The sequence below is a fragment of the Embleya sp. NPDC050154 genome, assembly GCF_044460165.1.
In the GTDB taxonomy this organism is placed as follows: Bacteria; Actinomycetota; Actinomycetes; order Streptomycetales; family Streptomycetaceae; genus Embleya.
Genome location: NZ_JBITJP010000002.1, coordinates 163,778 through 185,066 on the forward strand (window position 1 = coordinate 163,778; position 21,289 = coordinate 185,066).

Consider the following 21,289-nt stretch of genomic DNA (forward strand, 5'->3'; position numbering starts at 1 on the left):
GCTCTCCCCGCTTTCGTCGCCCTCCCCCTTCCCCGCCGCGTGATCGAGCGCCGCGGAGAAGTCACGAGTCCGCCGTTCCGCTTTTGGGTTGCCGGGCCAACCGCTACGGTCGGACCGGCGCAAGTGGGGGCGGGCGCGTGACCGCGCGCACCGAGGGTGCGGGATCCAGGGGTGGGCATGGACGACTGGCGTTTCGACGTACCTACGAGCGGCAGCAAGCACCTGCCTCCGGATCCCGGGTACATCAAAGGGCTCGCCAGTCAGGGCTACCGCTTCGAGGAGGCGGTGGCGGACCTGGTGGACAACTCGATCGACGCCGGCGCCTCCGATGTCGTGGTGCACTTCCAGCGCAGCGGCGACCTGTTGACCTCACTGGTCGTCGTGGACAACGGGCGCGGAATGACCGAGTCCGAGTTGGACACGGCGATGACCGTGGGCAAGCGGCGCGCGTACGGCGAACAGGCGCTCGGCATGTTCGGCATGGGCCTCAAGGCCGCGTCCTTCAGCCACGCCGACAGCGTCACCGTGATCAGCCGGGCCAAGCGGGCCGGTACGGTCGGCCGCCGCTGGCGAACCGAACACGCTCAGGAGAGCTTCCAGTGCGACATCGTCGAGCTGGAGTTCGCCAAGCGCTTCCTGGATCTGTACGACGAGTACGTGGTGTGGAACGGTACGGCGGTGCGCTGGGACGGCGTCCGCGACTTCCCCGCCCGCGGCGACGCCGGGCAGACCGACATCTATCTCACCAAGACCATGCGGTCGTTGGCCGACCACCTTGGCCTGCACCTGCATCGTTTCCTCGCCGACGGCCGGATCCGGATCACCATCGCGGTCTCCGGCCTCGACGACCCGACGCCGCCGATGACGTGGTCGGTGCAGGCGGTGGACCCGTTCGACTACCCGATCTCCGGACTGCCGGGCTATCCACGCGTGTTCACCACCACGCTGGACGGGGTGGGGCCACTGGAGCTGACCGCGCACGTGTGGACGCCGCGCTCGAACGCAGAACAGTTCCGCCTCCCCGGCGGCATCCTGGCCCGTCAGGGGCTGTACGCGTACCGCAACGACCGGCTGGTCCAGGCCGGCGGCTGGCACGGCCTGCGTCAGGGCGAGCAACATCTGTCCCTGGCCCGGATCGCGTTCGATCTGCCGGCCGACTCGGAACACGCGTTCGGACTCACCGTCAAGAAGGCCGAACTCCAGCCGATCCCAGGCTTCGTCGACGCGGTCGAACGCGCGACCGACCCGGACGGGCGCGGCTTCCTGGAATACTTGAAGGACGCCGAGGGGGCGTACCGGCAAGCCCGCACCACCACCCGCGAGCGCAAGGCGGTGCTGCCGCCCGGCAAGGGCTTCGCCCCGGAGCTGCGCACCGCGATCGAGGAGGAACTCCCGTTCGTGCCCGGCGAGGAGCCGATCGAAGTGCGCTGGGTGCCGCTCGGCGGCGACGTGTTCTTCTCGATCGACCGGGAGGAGCGCCGGCTGTCGCTGAACAAGCAGTTCCGCGCCGCGCTGCTCGGCGGCCGACGCGCCGGCCTCAACGACGTGCCGGTGCTCAAGACACTGCTGTACCTGCTGATGAACGAGGCGTTCACGGGTGAGCGGATGGGCCCCCGGGTCAAGGACAACCTGGACCTGTGGCAGTCGCTGCTGTTGACCGCGGTCAAGAGCGAGACCGCGAAGTACGAGGCCGAGGGCACCTCGTGAGTGCGGGCCACCGCAGCAGGCACCTGAGTTGCGACGCGCTGCGCGACCATCTCGACAGCCGCATGCCGATGCTGATCCCGATCGAGGGCGACCCACCGCTGTTCTGGCACCTGGAGGCGGGCGGCCTGCGACCGGCGCTGCGCATCCCGGTCGCGCTCGGCAGCAAGGCGCCTCGGCTGGGCATGCAGGGCATCCGGGCGGTGTGCGTCCTGGACGGGGGCGAGCAGTTCCTCCAGGTCTTCATCGAACGTGTCGACCTGCTCCGTGAGTTCCACATCGTGTGTTGCGAGATCGCGAACCGCATCCAGGAGGAGGGCGCGGCGCCGGGCGTTGCGGTGCAGACCACGGTGCTGGCGTGGCGCCGGCTGTTGGCTCCGGGGCGACGGATGTCGCTGGAGGCGGAGGTCGGCCTGTTCGGCGAACTGCTCACGCTGGTCGGACTGTCGGCCGCCCGAGGGTGGCACGCGGCCATCGACGCGTGGCAACACCCGACGTGCACGGACCACGACTTCACCGTCGGCCCCTACGACATCGAGGTCAAGACAGTCGCCGGACCGACCCGCGTGCACACGATCCACGGCCTGAGCCAGCTCACGCCGCACACCGACCGACCGCTGTGGTTCGTCTCGCACGTGCTCGACGAGAGTGACGCCGGACGTACAGTGCTCGGCCTGATCGAGGGCATCCGCTCAACGCTGCGCGTGCAAGCCCCCGGGGCCCTCGACGATTTCGACACCCGGCTGAAGCTGGTCACCGGAAACGAGCACGCGATCCCGCGCGAGCATCGCTGGGCACCCAGTGGCGCGCCACTGGCGTTCCCCGTCGACGCGGGCTTCCCTCGGCTGACCGGGAGCATCCTCGCGCCCCTGCCCGAGTCCTTGGTGGTGCGCATCGTCGACGTCGACTACCGCATCGACGTCGCCGATCTGGTTCCCTCGATCGCGCCGTCCCCCGACGGGCTGGACCACATCGTCGATCCGGCGCGCACGCTCCCGCCGGACGTCGCGTCGGATCTCTCCGCGCCGAACTCCCCAAAGGACGAACCCCGGTGACCGAAGACCTCGCCCTCCTGGCGCTGCACCGGGCGGCCTTCGGCGGGATGGCCGCCGGGCCCAAGAACCTGTTCAAGGCGCTCGCCTACCAGGCCGAAGACCATGATGCTCCGCTCCCCGACCTCGGCGAGTCGGCGCTGCGCCGGCGCCTGCACCACGCGCACCCCGACGACGCGCTGCTCATCCTGTGGCGGGACCGGCTCAGTCGTTGGGACTTCGCCGACGGAGCCACCCCGCCGAACACCGAGGAACGCCGCGCCGCGACGTACGAGGCACTTGGCCTGGCCACCGCGACCCGTGACCTGCTGGATCGGCGGGCGCCGTTCGCACGCGGGTCCGGCGCGGTGGTGATCTCCGAGGACGGCTGGGATCCCTGGTACACCGACGAGGTGGCCCGACACCACAGCCACTACTGGAACGCCTATCGGGAGGCGCTCCTGGGCAAGAGGTGGGCCCCGGAGGCCGTGACCGCACTCGATCGCAACACCACTCGCGTAGTCGAACGGTTGGCCGACCCCACCTGCGAACAGCCCTACCAGTCCAAGGGCTTGGTGGTCGGCTACGTACAGAGCGGCAAGACCGCGAACTTCACCGGTGTCATCGCGAAGGCGATCGACGCGGGATATCGCCTGGTGATCGTGCTCACCGGCACCATCGAGGCGCTGCGCGCGCAGACCCAGCGCCGACTCGACATGGAACTGGTCGGCGTCGAGAACATCTACTACGGCCAGGACCCGGATTCGGGCACCCTCGCGTTCCGCGACTACGACTACCTGGACGACCGTGACCGGCTGGACGGCGGATTCCTGCGCCACGGCGCGCTGCCGTCCCGGCTGGGCGGCTTCGACATCGTCCGGCTGACCCGGCATCAGGACGACTACCAGGCGCTACGCCAGGGACTCAGCGCCTTGGAGTTCGAGAAGGCCGACCGGTTCACTCCGCTGTACGCGCCGGAGAACCTGCACCGCAGCTCGGCCCGGCTGATGGTGGTCAAGAAGAACGCGTCGGTACTCAAGAAACTGGTCAAGGACCTCGGTCGGATCAAGACCGAACGCGGCGAGATCCCCACGCTGATCATCGACGACGAGTCCGATCAGGCCTCGGTGAACACCTCCGATCCCAGGAAGTGGTCACAGGACCAAGTCCAGCGCACCGCGATCAACGGGATCATCTCGGAACTGCTCGGGATGTTGCCGCGCGCCCAGTACATCGGCTACACGGCGACCCCGTTCGCGAACGTGTTCATCGACCCCGCCGACGCCGAGGACATCTTCCCCAAGGACTTCGTGATCTCGCTGGACCGGCCGGACGGCTATATGGGCGTCGCCGACTTCCACGACATCGACTCCACGATTCCGGCGAACGAGCGCACGGTGGCGAACTCGGCCGGTCTCGCCCACGTGCGCTCGGTCCGGCCGCTGCACGATGACGACGACACGGACCTGGGCACGGCGATCGACATGTTCGTGCTGACCGGCGCGATCAAGCTGTTCCGGGAGGACCACGGCCTGGGCGCCGACCACTTCCGGCACCACACCATGCTCGTGCACGAGTCGGTGAAGACGCACGTACACCGGGATCAGGCCGCGGCGATCAACGCGATCTGGCGGCGCGCGGGCTACCTGGGCTCCGGCGCGCAGGCGCGGCTGCGGCAGCTCTACGAGCAGGACGTGCGGCCGGTCAGCGAGGCGCACGCGGCGGGTGCGGCGATCCCGGGCTCCTACGCCGACATCGCGCCGTACATCGGCATCGCCGCGATGCGGATCGAGGACTCGATCGGCAGCCCGGTCGTGGTGATCAACGGTGACAAGGAGATCGAGCAGCGCACCGCCGACTTCGACCGGCAGAAGGTCTGGCGGATCCTGGTCGGCGGCGCCAAGCTCTCGCGCGGCTTCACGATCGAGGGCCTGACCGTGTCCTACTACCGCCGCAAGACGCTCGCCGCCGACACGCTCATGCAGATGGGGCGCTGGTTCGGCTTCCGGAAGAACTACCGCGACCTGGTTCGGCTCTATATCGGCCGGGACGAGGGCGGGAGCAACGGCGACCTGTACGAGGCGTTCGAGGCGATCTGCCGGGACGAGGAGGAGTTCCGCGACCAGCTTCGGCTGTACGCCGAACTCGTCGACGGGGCGCCGCAGGTGACCCCGGCACAGATCCCGCCGCTGGTCACCCAGCGGCTGCCGTGGCTCAAGCCGACGGCGCGCAACAAGATGTTCAACGCCGAGTTGGTGGAGACCCGATCGCCGGGCTTGTGGGTGGAGCGTTCGGCCTACCCCACCAAGCAGGCCGACCTGCGGCACAACGTCGAGCGGTTCGAGCCGGTGATCGCGGCACTAGCGCTGGAACGCACCGAACTGGCTTACCCGGTCGAGGATCGACTGCTCCGCTTCCCCACCTACATCGGGCGACTCGGTCACAGCCGACTGCTTTCGGTCCTCCGTGAGTTGCGCTGGTCGGAGCCTGGACAGTTCCGCCCTGATCTCGCCTACCTGGAGAATCCGGAGATCGCCGCGAAGATCGAGGACTGGGTCGTGATCGCCCCACAGTTGCAGACACCCAACCTGGATCCGGTGACACTGCACGGGTTCGGCCCACTCGACGTGGTGAGCCGTCGTCGGCGCGAAGGCAAACGATTCACCCAGGTCAGCTTCCCGCCGCACCGCTATGCCGCCCGGCGAATCGTGGGCACCGATCCCTCCATCGGTGACCCCGTCGCGGACGGCCTCGCCGCGCCCCGACGCGGTTGCCTGCTGATGTACCCGACCATGGAGCCCGATCAAAACGAGCTCGTCATGGCCTTCGCCCTGGTCCCGCCCAGCACCGCGATCTCCTCCGACCGCCGCCTGGTCGCCTTCCGCGCCAAGGACTCCTCCCGGTCCGCTGCCCCGATCGTGACGACCCCGGCCTGACCGTCACCGTCATCGCGTGGTGTGACGAGGAATGAGGCGGTGCCCCCCACTCGGGGCACCGCCTCATTCCTCGGCCCTACCGAGTGCCGCTAGTGCACCCAGAGCGACCAGAGGGTGCCGCCGTTGTTGAGACAGAGGTACACCGGGCCGTGGGCCGGTGCGGCCGCGCGGCCGGCCGCGTCGCAGGAGGCCTGCGACGGGTAGTAGCCGTAGAAGATGAAGCTGCCGCCCGGGGCCGGGTCCGCCATCGCGGGCTGCGCGGCAGCCCCCACGCCCAACAACGCCGCAGCCAACGCGACACCCGCCATAGCCTTGCGCATGTGCTCGACTCCAATTCTCGCCCCGAGGGCAACTCGGTTCGCTGGAACGGTATTTGGTCCCTGCTGTGCTGCCGGCGCGCACGCGGAAAACGCTAGCCGGTGCCTTCACCCCGAGCAATAGGTCTATACCAATTGAATCGATCCACACGTTACTCACACATTCGCCGGACGCTTTCGCGGCCATCCGGCGCCGAAGCACCGCGCCGGATACCGCCCACGGCCCACGATGCCGCCGGAATGGTTCGCCCGTCGCGGCGGTTGACCGAGGGACGACCGCAGCACCGAGTTCCGCGGAGGAGATTCGCATGCCGATACCCGGACAGGGCCACCTCGTGACGACCGTGCACTGTACGCAGACGGTGACCGTCGAGATCGACGGCGAGGTGGTCGCACGATCCACCCGTCCGGTGGTGCTCTACGAGACCGGACTGCCGATCCGGTACTACCTCCCGCCGGACGACGTCGAGTTGACCCGCTTCAAGCCCACCGACACGCACACCACGTGTCCGTTCAAGGGCGAGGCCTCGTATTGGACCTACCTGGGCAACGGCGACACCGGCCCGCGCGCGGACGTGGCCTGGGCCTACCCCGAGCCGATCGACTCGGTCCCCGACATCGCCGGCCGGCTGTGCTTCTACGACACGGTGGCCACGGTCACGGTGGAGGGGGAACCGCCGGCACCGCCGGCGCCGTCGGCCTGACCCGCGATGCCTGACCCGCGATGCCGGACGCGCGGGGCCGGCCGCCGGATCGGCCCGCCCCGCGCCCGGACTCAGCAGCTCAGGTTGTTCCCGGGCGTGGTTCCCAGGATCGACACGAACGACTGGTAGCTGTTGATCCGGCTCTGTACCTGCGCCGGGTTGCCGCCGTTGCATTCCAACGCGCCGTTGATGCTGCGGATGGTCTCGCCGAAGCCCGCCCCGTTGACCATCGCGTTGTGCGGGGTCATCGTGCCGGGGCCGTTCTGGGTGTTCCAGTACCAGAGGCCGGTCTTCCAGGCCACGGCCGGATCGTTCTGGACCAGGTAGGGGTTGTTCAGCAGGTTGATGCCCAGGGCGTCACCCGCCGCCTTGTAGTTGAAGTTCCAGCTCAACTGGATCGGACCGCGCCCGTAGTAGGCGGCCTGACCGGCCGGGCAGCCGTACGGCTGGTTGGCGTCGCAGTAGTGCGGGTAGTTCGCGGTGTTCTGCTCGACGATGTGGACCAGGCCACCCGTCTCGTGGTTGACGTTGGCCAGGAAGGCCGCCGCCTCCTGCTTCTTGACCGTGTCGCTGCCGGTCTTGGCGAAGCCCGGGTAGGCGCTCAGCGCGGCGGTCAGGCCGGCGTACGTGTAGAACGGGTTCCGGTTCGGGAACATCTGGTTGAACTGCGCCTCGCTCACCACGAAGTCGCCCGGATTGCCGCCGTTGCCGCCCGTGCTGCCACCGGTGGTCGTACCGCCGGTGGTGGATCCGTTGCAGGTGAACGGCTCCCAGAACCAGGTGCTGATCACCGGGTCGTAGCCGGGGTTCGCGTTCTTCGCCCGGTAGAGGTTGCCGTTCGTGTAGCGCACGATGGCGCCGACCGCGTAGTTCGTGCCCGCGGCCCAGTTCGGGTACGTACAGGTGCCGCCCCCGCCGGTCGACCCACCGGTCGAGCCGCCGGTGGTCGGGTCGCCACCGCCGCCGCACGAACCCTGGTCCGCCCAGACGTCCGTCGTTCCGGGCACCTCACCCTGGGTCCACCACTTGGCGCCCCAGTTGTGGCCGTTGTACGAGGCGGTCGCACCGCCCGTGTAGACGGCCGACGAACTCCATCCGGTCGCGCAACCGGCCGCGGAGGCGGTCGAGGCGAACGGCAGGGCCGCTGCCAACGCCCCCACCACCGCGATGGCCAACAGGAATGCCACGATCCGTTTTCTCGCCATGGAAGCCCACTCCCTCGCGCGGGGGACACCGCGCTTGATCGACGGGAAGTACCATTACGCGTACGTCAACTGTCGTACCTGGACCGGCGCTTGCCTCGATCGAGGCCCCTGGACGAGATGTTGCGGGGCTCACTCAATACGAATGGTCTATACCAGTCAAGGTCTGCGCGGCATTCGTCTCACGCTCTGGGCGCCGTCCATGCGCCGGCGAAGACGACGGGAGCCGGCCCCGCCCCTCGGCGAAACCGGCTCCCGTCGTCGCCCATCGGGCTACTTCGCCGCGTTGACCAGGTCCAGCGCGATGTCGACGATCATGTCCTCCTGGCCGCCGACCATGCCGCGCCGACCGACCTCGACCAGGATGTCCCGGGTGTCCAGGCCGTAGCGGTCGGCCGCGTCCTCCGCGTGCCGCAGGAAGCTGCTGTACACGCCCGCATAGCCGAGAGTGAGGGTCTCCCGGTCGACCTGGACCGGCCGGTCCTGCAGCGGGCGGACGATGTCGTCGGCCGCGTCCATGAGCCGGAACACCGCACAGCCGTGCCGCCACCCCATCAGATCGGCGACCGCGACGAACGCCTCCAACGGGCAGTTGCCCGCACCCGCGCCCATCCCGGCCAGCGAGGCGTCCACCCGACGCACGCCGTGCTCCACCGCGACCACCGAATTGGCGACGCCCAGACCGAGGTTGTGGTGCGCGTGGATGCCGATCTCGGTCTCCGGCGCCAACACCTCGCGGTACGCCCGCACCCGATCGCGCACGCCGTCCATGGTGAGCCGGCCGCCGGAGTCGGTGACGTACACGCACTGCGCGCCGTAGGACTCCATCAGCTTCGCCTGGCGCGCCAGTTCGTCCGCGGGCGCGAGGTGACTCATCATCAGGAAGCCCGCGACGTCCATGCCCAGCTCGCGGGCCGCCGCGATGTGCTGGGCGGAGATGTCCGCCTCGGTGCAGTGCGTGGCCACCCGGACCGAGCGAACTCCCAGGTCGTGGGCCCGGCGCAGTTCGGCCAGCGTACCGATGCCCGGCAGCAGCAGGGTGGTCAGCTTGGCCCGGGTGACCACCTCGGCCGCCGCCGCGATCCACTCGTCGTCGGAGTGCGCGCCCGGCCCGTAGTTGACGCTCGACCCGGCCAGCCCGTCGCCGTGCGCGACCTCGATCGCGTCCACACCGGCCGCGTCCAGCGCGGCGGCGATCTCCCGGACCTGGTCGGTGGTGTACCGGTGCCGGATGGCGTGCATGCCGTCCCGCAGGGTCACGTCCTGGACGTAGATCTCGTGCGTCATCGGGTGGCCGACCTCTCTGCCGCGCGCAGCGCGGCGGACGTCATGATGTCCAGGTTCCCGGCGTAGGCCGGCAGGTAGTGCGCCGCGCCCTCGACTTCGAGGAAGACCGAGACCAACTTGCCGCTGCCGCCCGCCAGTCGGGCGAGCGGATCGTTCGCCGTGATCGGGCGGAACTGCACGTCCTGCTTGAGCCGGTAGCCCGGGACGTAGGAGGCGACCTCGGCGACCATGGTCAGGATCGACGCGGTCACCGCCGCCTCGTCGGCGTCCGCGCCGATCACGCAGTACACCGTGTCGCGCATGATCATCGGTGGTTCGGCCGGGTTCAGCACGATGATCGCCTTGCCCTCGGCCGCGCCGCCGACCTGTTCCAGGGCACGCGACGTGGTCTCGGTGAACTCGTCGATGTTGGCGCGAGTGCCGGGACCGGCCGAACGCGAGGAGATGGACGCGACGATCTCCGCGTAGGCCACCGGCGCGGTTCGGGACACCGCGGCGACGATCGGGACGGTGGCCTGGCCGCCGCAGGTGACCATGTTCAGGTTGGCCGCGTCCGGATGCTCGTCCAGGTTGACCGCCGGGATCACGTACGGGCCGAGCGCGGCCGGCGTCAGGTCGATCAGCCGCTTCCCGTACGGCGCGAGCACCTCGGCGTTGTGCCGGTGCGCGCCCGCCGAGGTCGCGTCGAACACGATTTCGATGTCCGCGAAGTCGGGCATGGCGAGCAGGCCCTCGACGCCCTCGTGCGTGGTCGGTACGCCGAATCGGGCCGCCCGGGCCAGGCCGTCCGACGCGGGGTCGATGCCCACCATCGCGGCGAGTTCGAGCGTGCTCGACACCCGCAGAATCTTGATCATCAGGTCGGTGCCGATATTGCCCGACCCGATGATGGCGACCTTGGTCCGGTCGGTCATCGCTTGAGTCCCTTCGTGGGTTCCGCCAACTGTCGCGGCGCGTACCGCTCGCCCGTGCCGGGTCGCTCACCGAGTCCGAAGAAGCGCGCCGCGTTGCCGCCGAGGATCATCCGTCTTTGCTCCGCGGTCAGTTCGGGGCAGGCCCGGATCACGCCGCCGGGGTCCGACTCGCCCAGCGGGAACGGGAAATCGGTGCCGAGCATGACCCGATCCGGCCCCATCACCTCGACCAGCAACCGCAACGCGCGCGGGTCGAACACGGCCGAGTCGACGTGGAAGCGCCGTACGTACTCGGACGGCGGCCTGGGCGAATCGGCCCGGACCAGATCCCGGTTGTGCCACGCGTTGTCGGCCCGACCGAGCAGGAAGGCGAAGCTGCCGCCGCCGTGGCAGAAGCACAGCCGCAGTGACTCGGGCAACTTCTCGAACGCGCCCTGGAGGATCATCCCGAGGATGCTCAACTGGGTCTCCGCGGGCATCCCGACCAGCCACGGCAACATGTGGCCGCGCATGCGCTCGCCGCCGAGCATGTCCCACGGGTGCACGAGCACCGGGATCTCCTCGGCGGCACAGTGCGCGAGGAACTCCACGATCCCGTCGTCGCCGAGGTACCGGTCGCCGACGTGGTTGCCGATGTGCACGCCGCGATGCCCGGCCGCCGCGGCCCGGGACGCGGTCTCGCACGCCGCGCCGATGTCCTGGAGCGGGACCTGACACAGCGGCAGCAGTCGCTCCGGGTCGAGCGAGCAGTAGTCGAGGATGCGTTCGTTGACCAGGTCGCACCACTCGACCGCGCGCGCGGTCTCGGCCGCGTAGCCGAACATCAGCGGCGTCGAGGAGATCGCCTGGACGTCCACGCCGAGCGTGTCCATGTCCGCCAGCCGGCGTTCGGGGTCCCACAGCGGCGCGATCACCGGGCGGTACTCGTCCTCGCCGCTCATCATCATCCCGGTGCCGTCACCGTGGACCCGCAGCCACGGCTCGCCCGCGCCCGTCAGGATGCGGCTCTCGGCCCGCGAGATCCTCGGGAAGACGTGCGAATGGACGTCGATGACAGTCACGGAACCTCCGTGGTTTCACCGCCGGGCTCGGCCGGCGGTCGGGGCAGGGGTGCAGATCAGGCGGCGGGTCCGGGCCCGGTCCGGGGGGTCCCGGCGGTGTCGGAGCGGGGCACGGTTCGCGGACGCATCGCGTCCGGCCAGTGCCGGCCCGGGTGGATCGCGCCGCAGTGCGGGCAGGTGCGGTCGCCGTCGTAGAAGGCCTCGAACAACGGCGGCAGGTCTTCGACGATCGACCCGAGTTGCACCGTCGAGCGGTTCACCAGCCGGTGACACTCGACGCAGTACCACTCGAAGGCGTCGATCAGACCCTGCGCCCGGCTGAATTCGACCACCAGTCCGATGCTGCCCGCCTCGGGCCGCTGCGGCGAGTGCCGCACGTGCGGCGGCAGCAGGAAGACGTCGCCCTCGTTGATCTGGATGTCGACCGGCGGCTTGCCCTCCTCCTCCATCACCCGGAGCACCATGTTGCCCTGGAGCTGGTAGAAGAACTCCTCGATCGGGTCGTCGTGGAAGTCGGTGCGCTGGTTGGGGCCGCCGACCACGGTGACCACCAGGTCGGCCTCGGTCCAGATCTGGATGTTGCCGACCGGCGGCTTCAGCAGTTCCCGGTGCTCGTCGATCCACCGGGCGAAGTTGAACGGCAGGCCATTGGTCGGCTTGGGCAGACTCATCGCTCGCGGTCCCTTTCTCTCACGGTCCGTTCGCGTTCTCGCGCGGTCGGTTCGGGTGCTCGCACTTCGGTTGTCGCGCGGTCGGTTCGGGTGCTCGCGCGGTTCGGTTCTCGTGCGGTTCGGTTCGGGTTCTCGCGCGATCGCTTCAGGGCTCGCCGACGACGGCGGGGTCCGGCGTGGAGCGGTCCCGCGTGGAGCGGTCCCGCGTGGAGCGGTCCGGCCTCGGCAGGTACGCGACACAGGAGATCTCGATCAGCAGATGCGGATGCGGGAGCTGGTGGACCGCGACGGTGGTGCGCGTGGGGCCGCTCTCGTCGAAGTACTCGGCGTAGACCTCGTTGTAGCCGCCGAAGTCGTTCATGCTGACCAGGTACGTGGTGAGCGAGACCGCGTCGGCCAGACCACCGCCCGCGGCGGCCAACAGGTCGGCGATGTTCTCGATCACCGCCCGGGTCTGCGCCCGGATGTCCAGATCGGTGGTGCCCATCGCGTCCGCGCTCGCGCCGACGAAGGTGCCGTCGGGTCGCCGGGAGCTGGTGCCGGACACGTAGACGAAGTCACCGGCCCGCTTGACGTGCGGGAACCGGCCGCGCGGGGCGGCCTTGCCGGCGACCAGGATGCCGTCGTCGGCGCTCATCGTGTGGTCACCTCCGCGCGGCCGAGGCCGGCCGCGGACACGCGCACGTGCGCGCCCTTGGGCAGCGGCATCGCGGCGGTGGCAGCCCCCGCGAGCACGACCCATCCGGGCCGGAGTTCGAGACCGGCCTCGGCGGCCAGTCGGGCTGCCGCGATCAGCGAGCGCAACGGGTTGCCCAGGATCGCCGCCGAGGACCCGGTCGCCACGACGCGTCCGTCGATCTCGACGAGCAGGCCCAGGTTGCTCAGGTCGAGTCCGGTCGGGTCGTGCCAGGGACCGAAGCCGAAGCCGGCCGCGGACGCGTTGTCCGCGATCACGTCGGGCAGCGTGAACTTGAAGTCCGCGTAGCGCGAGTCCAGCACCTCGTAGGCGACCGCGACACCGGCGATCGCGCGGACCGCCTCGGCCGGGGTGATCGTGCCGGACAGCGGGCTGCCGATCAGGAACGCGATCTCCGGCTCGATCCGGGGGTGGATCAGCTCGCCCAGGTCGAGCACACCACCCTCCTCGACCAGCATCGCGTCGGTGAGCAGCCCCCAGATCACGTCGTCGACGCCCATCTGGACCATCTTGGCGCGGCTGGTGAACCCCATCTTGACGCCGATCAGCGCCTCGCCCCGGGCCACCCGACGGTCGATCACGGCGCGCTGGACCCGATACGCGGTGTCCAGGTCGAGATCGGTGGTGTCGGTGAGCCGGGCGACGGTACGCCGGCCTCGTCCGGCCTCGTCCAAAGTGGCGGCGAGGGCGGCCACGAGTCGGGCGCCGGTGGCTTCGCCGTCACCCACGTGCGGGGCGCCCGCGGTGCTCTCGGTCGCGCCGTCGGCGGTGTCGGTCATCAGTTCTCCTCGGGGTTCGTCGCCGCGAACGCGACACGTACGTCGCCGAGCCCGTCGATCCGGGCCTCCAACACGTCTCCCGGGGCCACCGCCACCATCGGGCCCAGCGCGCCGGTGAGCACGGTGTCCCCGGCGCGCAGCGGTCGGCCGAGCCGGACGAGGATGTCCGCGAGCCAGATCGCCGCGTTCAGCGGGTGGCCCAGGCAGGCCGCGCCGACGCCGGTGGAGACCGGCTCGCCGCGCCGCTCCAGGACCATGCCCGCGAGCCGCAGGTCCGAGTCGCCGAGCGCCACCGGCCGGTTGCCGAGCACGTACATCCCGGAGGAGGCGTTGTCCGCGACGGTGTCCGCGATGCCGATGTCCCAGTCGCGCACTCGGCTGCCGCACACCTCGATCGCGGGCAGCACGAACGCGGTGGCCCGGATCAGGTCGGCGACGGTGTGCCGCTCGTGCGTCAGGTCGGCCTCCAGTACGAGCGCGACCTCGGCCTCGGCCCTGGGCTGGAGCACCGCACCGACCGGTATCTCGGCGCCGTCCGGCACCGCCATGTCCGCGTACAGCATGCCGAAGTCCGGTTCGTGCACCCCGAGCTGGCTCTGCACGGCGGCGGAGGTCAGGCCGATCTTGCGCCCGACCAGCCGGCGGCCCTCGGCGAGCCGGCCGACGGTCAGCCGCTCCTGGACCGCGTACGCGTCCTCGACGCCGGTGATCAGGTCGCGCACCGGCGCACACGGGACGCCGGACCTCTCCGCGTCGAGCAGCCGCGCGGCGGCCGCGTCGATGGCGTTCGTCGTTGTCTCAGTCACTGTCACTCTCGTTCCCGGCGGCGGTCGGATCCTGATTCGGTCAGATCTTGATGCAGATGTTCACCGGTTCGGAGAAGAAGTCCAACGAGTACTCGCCGCCCTCCCGGCCGATCCCGGATGCTTTGATCCCGCCGAACGGGGTGCGCAGGTCCCGCAGATTCCAGCAGTTGACCCACACGATCCCGGCCTCGACGCGCGGGGCGACCCGGTGCGCGCGGGAAAGGTCACGCGTCCAGACGGTCGCGGCCAGGCCGTACGGGCTGTCGTTGGCGAGTTCGATCGCCTCGTCCTCGGTGTCGAACGGCAGCACATGGCAGATCGGCCCGAAGACCTCCTCCCGTACCGTGCGCGCGCTCTGCGGCAGGCCGGTCAGCACCGTCGGTTCCACGTGGAACCCCCGGTCCCGCTCGTCACCGAAGCTCGGTACGCCGCCGCCCGCGACGACCGTGGCCCCCTCCTCGAGGGCGAGCCGGTAGTAGGACAGCACCTTGTCCCGGTGCGCCGCCGAGATCATCGGACCGTAGTCGGTCAACGCCCCCGCTCGGGAGCCGAGTTCGGCCACGAACGCGGCGAAGATCGAGCGCTCGACGTAGATCCGCTCGGTGCACAGGCAGATCTGGCCGGAGTGGGTGAAGGCGGAGCGTACGGTGCCCGCCACCGCTTCCTCGAAGTCCGCGTCGGCGAACACGATCGCCGGGTTCTTGCCGCCGAGTTCGAAGGACACCGGGGTGATGTGCTCGGCCGCCTTGCGCATGATCGCGCTGCCGGTGGCCGATTCGCCGGTGAACGCGATGGCGTCGACGCCCGCGTGCTCGGTGAGGAACTCCCCCGCCGCACCCGCGCCGTGACCGTGGATCAGGTTGAACACGCCGACCGGCAGCCCGGCTTCGTGGATCACCTCGGCGAGCAGCGTCGCGGTGCACGGCGTCTCCTCGGACGGCTTGGCCACCACGGTGTTCCCGGCCGCGAGCGCGGGGGCGACCTTCCAGGTCAGCAGCAGGAGCGGGAGGTTCCACGGCGAGATGATCGCGACCACGCCCAGCGGACGGCGCACGGTGTAGTTGAGCGCCTGGCCGGTGCCGCCGCTCCATCCGGGCACGGCGGTCGAGTGGGCCCGCTCGGGCCGCCCGTACAACAGGTCGGCGTAGGCGCGGAAGTTGCCGATCGCCCGGGGGATGTCCACGGTGGCGGCGAGCTCGCGCGGCTTGCCGGTGTCCGCGACCTCGGCGGCCACGAACTCCTCGAACCGGGCCGCGATGCCGTCCGCGATCCGCCGCATCGCCTCGGCCCGAAGCTCGACGGACGTCGACCCCCACTGCGAGAGCGCGCTGCGAGCGGCGGCGACGGCGGCGTCGACGATCGCCCGATCGGCCTCGGGAACATCGCCCACGACGGCCCCGTCCACCGGGTTCACCAGCGGGAATCTCTCGCCGCCCGCCCGGCTGAACTCTCCCGCCAGATAGTGCGCGGGCAGCACACCCGTCCCGGCCACCGACCGTCCCATCGCCCAATCCCTTCGCCGCAAGCCCGACGCAGCGAGCTTCCCCCGGCCAAGACATGCCCGTCCAATACTCTTTGGACCGTGATGCATATCGATTTCGGTATGTCACTCTCCGCCATCGACCCGCTGATGCGACCGCTCGATCGCACCTCCTCCAACGCACGATCAAACTAATGCTTGAAGATGGCTTGACTCATTAGTTCGATGATCGATAGAACTACGACATCAAGCCGTCGCCGGAGGTAGAGATCATGGGCATCACCGCTGTTCCGCAGGTCGCGCACCGTTTCGTGGAGGTCGACGGGGTTCGGGTCTTCTACCGGGAGACCGGGCCGGTGGGTGCGCCCACGTTGCTTCTGCTGCACGGCTTTCCCTCGGCCTCGCACCAGTTCCGACGGCTGATGGACGTGCTGGGCAACGACTTCCGGTTGATCGCGCCGGACTACCCCGGCTTCGGGCACACCGAGGCACCGGCGGGCTTCACCTACTCGTTCGAACGGCTGGCCGATGTGGTCGAGGGCTTCGTGGACGCGCTCGGGCTGGATCGGTACGTGCTGTACACCTTCGACTTCGGCGGTCCGGTCGGGTTGCGGCTGGCCGAGCGGCGGCCGGCGGCGGTCGCCGGGTTGATCGTGCAGAACGCGAACGCCTACGCCGAGGGCCTGTCGGAGATGGCCCGCGACTTCATCGCGCTCACCCCCGAGGTGGAGGGTGCCCGGGAGAAGGCCGCCGAGTTGCTGGTGCTGCCGGTGACCCGGAGCCAGTACGAGGGCGGCACCGCCGACCCCACCCTGGTGGCGCCCGACGGCTGGACCCTGGACCAGCACTTCCTGGACCAGCCGGGCCGCAAGGAGGCCCAGGTCGACCTGGCGCTGAACTACCACACCAACGTCGCGCTGTACCCGAAGTGGCAGGCATGGCTGGCCGAACACCGCCCGGCGACGCTGATCGTCTGGGGCCGCAACGACATCTTCTTCCCGGCGACCGGCGCACACGCCTACCTCGCCGACCTCCCCGACGCCGAGCTGCACATCCTGGACACCGGGCACTTCGCCCTCGAGGACAAGCTGCCGGAAATCGCCCCACTGATCGCGGACTTCCTGCCCAGGGCCTGGGACGGGAAGGCCCGGGCCGGGGACCGGAAGGAGAGCATCGGATCGGTGTCCCGCTGATCACGCCCGCCTCGGGTCCGCGTGTCGATCTCCCGGATCGGCGCCGTGCGCGGCGCGAGCCGGGAGCAGGGGCCCGAGCCGGAGCAGGGTGGCGGCGAGTGCGAGGACGGCCGCGACGGCGGTGACGGCACGCGACAGCGTCCATGCCACCTCCGGATCGGGCGTCGTCGCGGGGCTCGTGGTTGGCGGGCGAGGTGGGGCCTCGCTAGGTTGGCCAAGCACGTTGTCGCCGATCGAAAGCGGTTCTCGGTGGATGTCGCTCGCGCCATGGCCCACGATCCGCACGGCGTCTTCGCCCGAATGCGCGAGGCCGGACCCGTGCACGCGATCGTCGCACCGGACGGCAGCCCCGCATGGTTGGTCACGCGGTACGCGGATGTCCAGGCGGCTCTGGGCGACCCGAGGTTGTCGTTGCACAAGGGGCATGCCAAGCCCGGCGGTTACAAGGGATTCGAACTCCCGCCCGCACTGGACGCCAACCTGCTCAACATGGACCCGCCCGACCACACCAGACTGCGCCGCCTCGCCGGCCAGGCCTTCACCCCGCGCCACACCGCCGACCTGCGCCCCCGGCTCGAACGCACCGTCGAGTCCTTGGCCGACGATCTCGCCGGCCGCGAACGGGTTGACTTGGTCAAGGACTTCGCGTCGCCCTTCGCGGTCGACGTGATCTCCGAACTGCTCGGCGTGCCGACAAAGTCCCGGTCCGACTTCCGCACCTGGACCAATGCCGTACTGGGTGCGGACGCCACCCGGGAGGGCATCCGCGCGACGGTGCGCGAGATGTACGCGTTCTTCGTCGCGCTGCTCGCCGCCAAGCGCGCCGAGCCCGGTCCCGACCTGCTGTCCGCGCTGATCGCCGCGCGGGACGCCGAGGATCGGCTGAGTGAGGACGAACTGACCTCGTTGGCCTTTCTGTTGCTCTTCGCGGGCTACGAGAACTCGGCCAACCTGATGGCCGGCGCGCTGCACGCGACGATCGAGGACGAGGCGCTGCGCGACGCGCTGCTCGCCGACCCGGAGGCGGTTCCGGTCCTGGTCGAGGAGGTCGCCCGGCACATGTCGCCGGCGCTGCTCGCGATCCGCCGCTTCCCGCTGGAGGACATCGAACTCGGCGGCGTCACCATCCCGGCCGGCGACACCGTCTTCCTGTCGATCGCCTCGGCCAACCGCGACCCGCGTCGCTACGCCCGTCCGGACCGGATCCAGTTGGACCGCCCCGATCCGGCCCGCCACCTGAGCTTCGGCCAGGGCATCCACTACTGCATCGGCGCACCGCTGGCCCGCCTGGAGGCCGAACTCGCGGTCCGCACCATCCTGACCCGCTTCCCGAAGACCCGACGGCACGCGCCGGTCTCGTGGCAGCCGTCGGTCCGCGTGCGCGGCCTGAGCGCGCTCCCGGTCGAACTCGGCGACTGACCCGGACGACTTGTGTCGCCCCGCGCCGGCGTCGGGGATTCCCGGGGCCGCTGTCCGGGCGTTTCCGGGAGTCGCGGCGGGAGGGTGCCGCCGCGGCGAAACCGCGAAAGGGGTCGTCCGGCGTCCGTTGGGTCATGCCACTGTCGGCGAACTGTCACAACTCTGTGAGAACTCTGTGGGCCGGCCGGATTGTCCGGTGACGGCGCGTCCGAAAGGGACCACAGTGGAAGCCGCACGACAGGGGATCGACGGTGCGACCTCACGACCGTCGAAGGGTGGCGTGCCATGGAGGGGGAGTCGGAGTAGATGTCTGTTCGTCGAGCGGTTTCCGCGCAGGCGCACCACCACGGCGTACTCGGCCGGGAGACCGACGGCGGCGCCCTCGGGCGGGCCCGAGCCGGCCGGCCGTCGGGCGTGCGCTGGTGGACTCGGCGCACCACGCAGGGCGCCGCGATGATCGCGCTGATGGTCGTGGCGCTGGTGGTCGGGCCTTCGCTGGGCGTACTGCCGTCGCTGTCCGAGCGAGTGGACGGGGTCAGCCGGATCACGAACGTGGTCAACGACTCGGACGCCCCGGTACACAAGCGCTGACCGAGCGGCGCGCTCGCCTCCCGCTCCGCCCTCTCCCGAAGGCCGGACTCTGCGATCGGGTGGGGCCGGCGGGCCCGGGTCGGTTCGGTGCCCGCCCGACACCGTTTTCGTGCGGGCCGCCCGACGTCGCTTCAGTGCCGTACCGACTCGATCACCCGACGCAGGCCGACCTCCAATAGCCGCGGGTCGTCCCAGTCGCGGGTGACGTGGTCGAACAACATCCCCTGGAGCAGCGCCAGCATGATGTGCCCGTCCAGGCGCGCGTCGGTGGAGCCCAGCGACAACGCGATCAGTTCCGCGAAGGCTCGGAACTCGGCCTGACAGCGGATCATCGCCTCGCGGATCAACGGCTCGCGCGCGCCCGCGAGTTCCAGCTCCAGACGGGCCAACTGCACGCTGCGTTCGCCGTCCCACCACTCGCGCATGTACGCGGCCAGTTGCGGATAGTCGATCTCGATCGGCCGGACCGCCGTCATCCGCATCAGTTCGTGCGTGATCTCCCCGGCGAACCTCTTGTCCCGTTCGGCCATCCGCTCGATCACCGCCAGGATGAGCTGATCGCGGGTCTTGAAGTAGTACGTGACCGAGCCGTTGGGCAGCCCCGCCTCCTCTTGTACCGCGCGATGGGTGAGCCCGCGCAGCCCGTGAGTGGCCAGCACCCGAATCGACGCGTCCAGCATCAGCGTGCGGCGGTCGACGCGCGCCGAGCCGGCGGGCGGATCGGGTGTGGCGGGTACGCCGGCCGGGGCCACCCGGACTGCCGGGGCCGATGTGGCGGAGGGGGCAGAGGCGTCGGGCGTGCCGGCGGGATCGTTCACGTGGGGCATGTGTCCATTATCCCTGCGCTTGACGCTTGTAGAAATATTCTCTACAACTATAGAACTTACTTCTACGAACGTAGGAACAGCGATGGCTTCCTCAGGGATACCCGCCACCGAGTCCGCGGTCGGGGCCGACGCGGACGCGGCCACCGAATCCGCCGGGGCCGCCGGGCGCTCGCGATCCGCGGGCCCCGGCTCGACCCGCTCCGCCCGCCCGGTGAATCCGAAGCTCGTGCTGCTGCTCGTGTGTGTCGCGCAGTTCGTGCTGCTCGTCGACGACACGATCGTCAACGTCGCGCTGCCCACCATCGGCGACGATCTCGACTTCACCGAGAGTTCGCTGTCCTGGGTCACCAACGCCTATTTCCTGACCTTCGGCGGCTTCCTGCTGATCGGCGGCGGTCTGGCCGACCTGCTCGGCCGACGGCGCCTGTTCGGGATCAGCCTGGTGATGTTCGTGCTGGCGTCGGCGGTCTGCGGCATCGCGCCGAACTCCGCGGTGCTGATCGGAGCCCGCGCCGCACAGGGCATCGCCGGCGCGCTGTTGTCCCCCGCCGCGCTGGCCATCCTGCTGGCGACCTTCCGGGAACCGGCCGAGCGAGCCCGTGCGCTGGGCACCTGGGCCGCACTCACCGGGCTCGGCGCGGCCACCGGCCTGTTGCTCGGCGGCGCGCTCGTCGAGTGGACCCACTGGCGCTGGATCTTCCTGATCAACCTGCCGGTGGGCGCGCTCACGCTGCTCGCGCTGCCCAAGGTGATCGGCCCGGACGACCGGGAAGCGGTCCGTCGCGTACCGGACTTCGCCGGTGCCGCGATCGGCACCGCCGCCGTGCTGACGCTCGTGTACACCGTGGTCGAGACCGACACCCACCCGTGGAGCTCGACCCGGACCCTGCTCGGACTGGGCATCGCGGCCGTCCTCGCGATCGGCTTCGCGGTACGCCAACGCTACGCGGCCGAACCTCTGCTGCCCCGAGCCCTGTTGCGGATGCGGCACCTGGTACTCGCGGACGTCCTGGTGCTGGTCGCGGCCGGCGGTCTGTTCGCGATGTTCTTCTTCCTCACCCTGTACATGCAGCGAATCCAGGGCTGGTCGCCGATGGAGACCGGCCTGTCCTTCCTGCCGTTCAGCGTCGGCATGGGACTCGGGGCGGCGGTGTCCACCAAACTGATCGCCAACCGCGGCCCGTTGCTTCCGGTGAGCGTGGGCCCGGCGGTCGCCGCCGGCGGCATGTGGCTGATGAGCCGCCTGGACGCGCACAGTTCGTACACCGGTCACCTGATGCCCGCGCTGGTGGTCACCGGCCTGGGCCTGGGCGTCGCGTTCGTCGCGATCATTCACACCGCGACCGGCGGAGCCGGCGAGGGCGAAGGCGGCGTCGCCTCGGCGATGGTGACGACGTGTCAGCAGATCGGCGCGGCGATCGGCATCGCGGTCCTGGTCACGGTCGCGACCAACCACACCAAGGATCGGGTGAAGTCCGGCGTCGTGCAGCAGGACGCCGTGGTGGACGGATTCAGCCGGGCATTCGAGATCCAGGCGGGCCTGATGGGCGCGGCAGCCCTCCTGGGCATCGTGGTCGGCGTGGCCACCGCCCGCCATCACGCGGCCCGGAAGGAAGCGGGGTCGGATCCTCTCTCGGGCTTGACGTAGGAGAACCCGGGGCGGCCGGGTT

The 21,289-nt window shown here is 70.0% G+C and carries 19 protein-coding genes; 8 read left to right on the top strand and 11 right to left on the bottom strand.

Features of this window, described 5'->3' with window-relative positions; translation table 11 throughout:
- The first annotated feature begins 177 nt into the window (after nucleotides 1-177).
- Genes ACIBSV_RS04350 through ACIBSV_RS04360 form a run of 3 tightly spaced genes read left to right on the top strand, consistent with a single transcriptional unit; the run spans nucleotide 178 to nucleotide 5,671 of the window.
- Nucleotides 178-1,707, top strand: a complete 1,530-nt coding sequence (locus ACIBSV_RS04350; RefSeq protein WP_395859432.1) for an ATP-binding protein — start codon at nucleotides 178-180, stop codon at nucleotides 1,705-1,707.
- Nucleotides 1,704-2,759, top strand: a complete 1,056-nt coding sequence (locus tag ACIBSV_RS04355) for a PD-(D/E)XK motif protein (protein ID WP_395859433.1) — start codon at nucleotides 1,704-1,706, stop codon at nucleotides 2,757-2,759. Before ACIBSV_RS04350 ends, ACIBSV_RS04355 begins: the two co-directional genes overlap by 4 nt.
- Entirely contained in the window at nucleotides 2,756-5,671 is a 2,916-nt protein-coding gene (locus ACIBSV_RS04360) for a Z1 domain-containing protein (protein WP_395859434.1), read from the top strand. The genes ACIBSV_RS04355 and ACIBSV_RS04360 overlap by 4 nt, the downstream gene beginning before the upstream one ends.
- Before the next feature lie 89 nt (nucleotides 5,672-5,760).
- Here ACIBSV_RS04360 and ACIBSV_RS04365 read toward each other — a convergent pair whose 3' ends face one another.
- Entirely contained in the window at nucleotides 5,761-5,991 is a 231-nt protein-coding gene (locus ACIBSV_RS04365; RefSeq protein ID WP_395859435.1) for a hypothetical protein, read from the bottom strand.
- A gap of 305 nt (nucleotides 5,992-6,296) precedes the next feature.
- Here ACIBSV_RS04365 and ACIBSV_RS04370 point away from each other — a divergent pair, with 305 nt between their 5' ends.
- Nucleotides 6,297-6,692: a DUF427 domain-containing protein gene (locus tag ACIBSV_RS04370; protein ID WP_395859436.1), complete on the top strand. Its 396-nt coding sequence runs from the start codon at nucleotides 6,297-6,299 to the stop codon at nucleotides 6,690-6,692.
- Nucleotides 6,693-6,763: 71 nt separating this feature from the next.
- Here the strand turns inward: ACIBSV_RS04370 and ACIBSV_RS04375 are convergent, their stop codons facing one another.
- The 9 genes from ACIBSV_RS04375 to ACIBSV_RS04415 form a co-directional block, all read right to left on the bottom strand.
- Nucleotides 6,764-7,897, bottom strand: a complete 1,134-nt coding sequence (locus tag ACIBSV_RS04375; protein ID WP_395859437.1) for a glycoside hydrolase family 19 protein — start codon at nucleotides 7,895-7,897, stop codon at nucleotides 6,764-6,766.
- Nucleotides 7,898-8,167: 270 nt separating this feature from the next.
- Complete coding sequence (dmpG, locus tag ACIBSV_RS04380; protein ID WP_395859438.1) at nucleotides 8,168-9,181, bottom strand: 4-hydroxy-2-oxovalerate aldolase; 1,014 nt, start codon at nucleotides 9,179-9,181, stop codon at nucleotides 8,168-8,170.
- Nucleotides 9,178-10,095: an acetaldehyde dehydrogenase (acetylating) gene (locus tag ACIBSV_RS04385; RefSeq protein ID WP_395859439.1), complete on the bottom strand. Its 918-nt coding sequence runs from the start codon at nucleotides 10,093-10,095 to the stop codon at nucleotides 9,178-9,180. Before ACIBSV_RS04385 ends, dmpG begins: the two co-directional genes overlap by 4 nt.
- A complete protein-coding gene (locus ACIBSV_RS04390; RefSeq protein ID WP_395859440.1) occupies nucleotides 10,092-11,156 on the bottom strand; it encodes an amidohydrolase family protein in 1,065 nt (354 codons plus the stop codon). The genes ACIBSV_RS04385 and ACIBSV_RS04390 overlap by 4 nt, the downstream gene beginning before the upstream one ends.
- A 56-nt stretch (nucleotides 11,157-11,212) precedes the next feature.
- On the bottom strand, nucleotides 11,213-11,827 hold the full coding sequence (locus ACIBSV_RS04395) for a 3-hydroxyanthranilate 3,4-dioxygenase (RefSeq protein ID WP_395859441.1): 615 nt from the start codon (nucleotides 11,825-11,827) through the stop codon (nucleotides 11,213-11,215).
- 145 nt (nucleotides 11,828-11,972) lie between these two features.
- Complete coding sequence (locus tag ACIBSV_RS04400; protein WP_395859442.1) at nucleotides 11,973-12,464, bottom strand: RidA family protein; 492 nt, start codon at nucleotides 12,462-12,464, stop codon at nucleotides 11,973-11,975.
- Nucleotides 12,461-13,303 carry a 2-keto-4-pentenoate hydratase gene (locus ACIBSV_RS04405; protein ID WP_395859443.1) on the bottom strand — a complete coding sequence of 281 codons (843 nt, stop codon included), beginning with the start codon at nucleotides 13,301-13,303 and terminating at the stop codon, nucleotides 12,461-12,463. The genes ACIBSV_RS04400 and ACIBSV_RS04405 overlap by 4 nt, the downstream gene beginning before the upstream one ends.
- A complete protein-coding gene (locus tag ACIBSV_RS04410; protein ID WP_395859444.1) occupies nucleotides 13,303-14,115 on the bottom strand; it encodes a 2-keto-4-pentenoate hydratase in 813 nt (270 codons plus the stop codon). The genes ACIBSV_RS04405 and ACIBSV_RS04410 overlap by 1 nt, the downstream gene beginning before the upstream one ends.
- A gap of 34 nt (nucleotides 14,116-14,149) precedes the next feature.
- Entirely contained in the window at nucleotides 14,150-15,613 is a 1,464-nt protein-coding gene (locus ACIBSV_RS04415) for a 2-hydroxymuconic semialdehyde dehydrogenase (RefSeq protein ID WP_395859445.1), read from the bottom strand.
- Between the two features lie 248 nt (nucleotides 15,614-15,861).
- Between ACIBSV_RS04415 and ACIBSV_RS04420 the strand changes: the two genes are divergently transcribed.
- The 3 genes from ACIBSV_RS04420 to ACIBSV_RS04430 all read left to right on the top strand — a co-directional run bounded on the left by ACIBSV_RS04420 (nucleotide 15,862) and on the right by ACIBSV_RS04430 (nucleotide 18,792).
- Complete coding sequence (locus tag ACIBSV_RS04420; RefSeq protein WP_395859446.1) at nucleotides 15,862-16,782, top strand: alpha/beta fold hydrolase; 921 nt, start codon at nucleotides 15,862-15,864, stop codon at nucleotides 16,780-16,782.
- Between the two features lie 267 nt (nucleotides 16,783-17,049).
- On the top strand, nucleotides 17,050-18,201 hold the full coding sequence (locus ACIBSV_RS04425; protein ID WP_395859447.1) for a cytochrome P450: 1,152 nt from the start codon (nucleotides 17,050-17,052) through the stop codon (nucleotides 18,199-18,201).
- A 306-nt stretch (nucleotides 18,202-18,507) separates the two neighbouring features.
- The gene (locus tag ACIBSV_RS04430; RefSeq protein WP_395859448.1) at nucleotides 18,508-18,792 is read left to right on the top strand and encodes a hypothetical protein; all 285 of its coding nucleotides are present in this window, start codon (nucleotides 18,508-18,510) and stop codon (nucleotides 18,790-18,792) included.
- Between the two features lie 131 nt (nucleotides 18,793-18,923).
- On the opposite strand, the gene ACIBSV_RS04435 is transcribed toward ACIBSV_RS04430, so the two are convergent.
- Entirely contained in the window at nucleotides 18,924-19,619 is a 696-nt protein-coding gene (locus ACIBSV_RS04435) for a TetR/AcrR family transcriptional regulator (protein ID WP_395859449.1), read from the bottom strand.
- Nucleotides 19,620-19,701: 82 nt separating this feature from the next.
- On the opposite strand from ACIBSV_RS04435, the gene ACIBSV_RS04440 reads away from it, so the two are divergent.
- Nucleotides 19,702-21,267, top strand: coding sequence for an MFS transporter (locus ACIBSV_RS04440; protein WP_395859450.1), 1,566 nt, complete (start codon nucleotides 19,702-19,704; stop codon nucleotides 21,265-21,267).
- The last annotated feature ends 22 nt before the right edge of the window (nucleotides 21,268-21,289 follow it).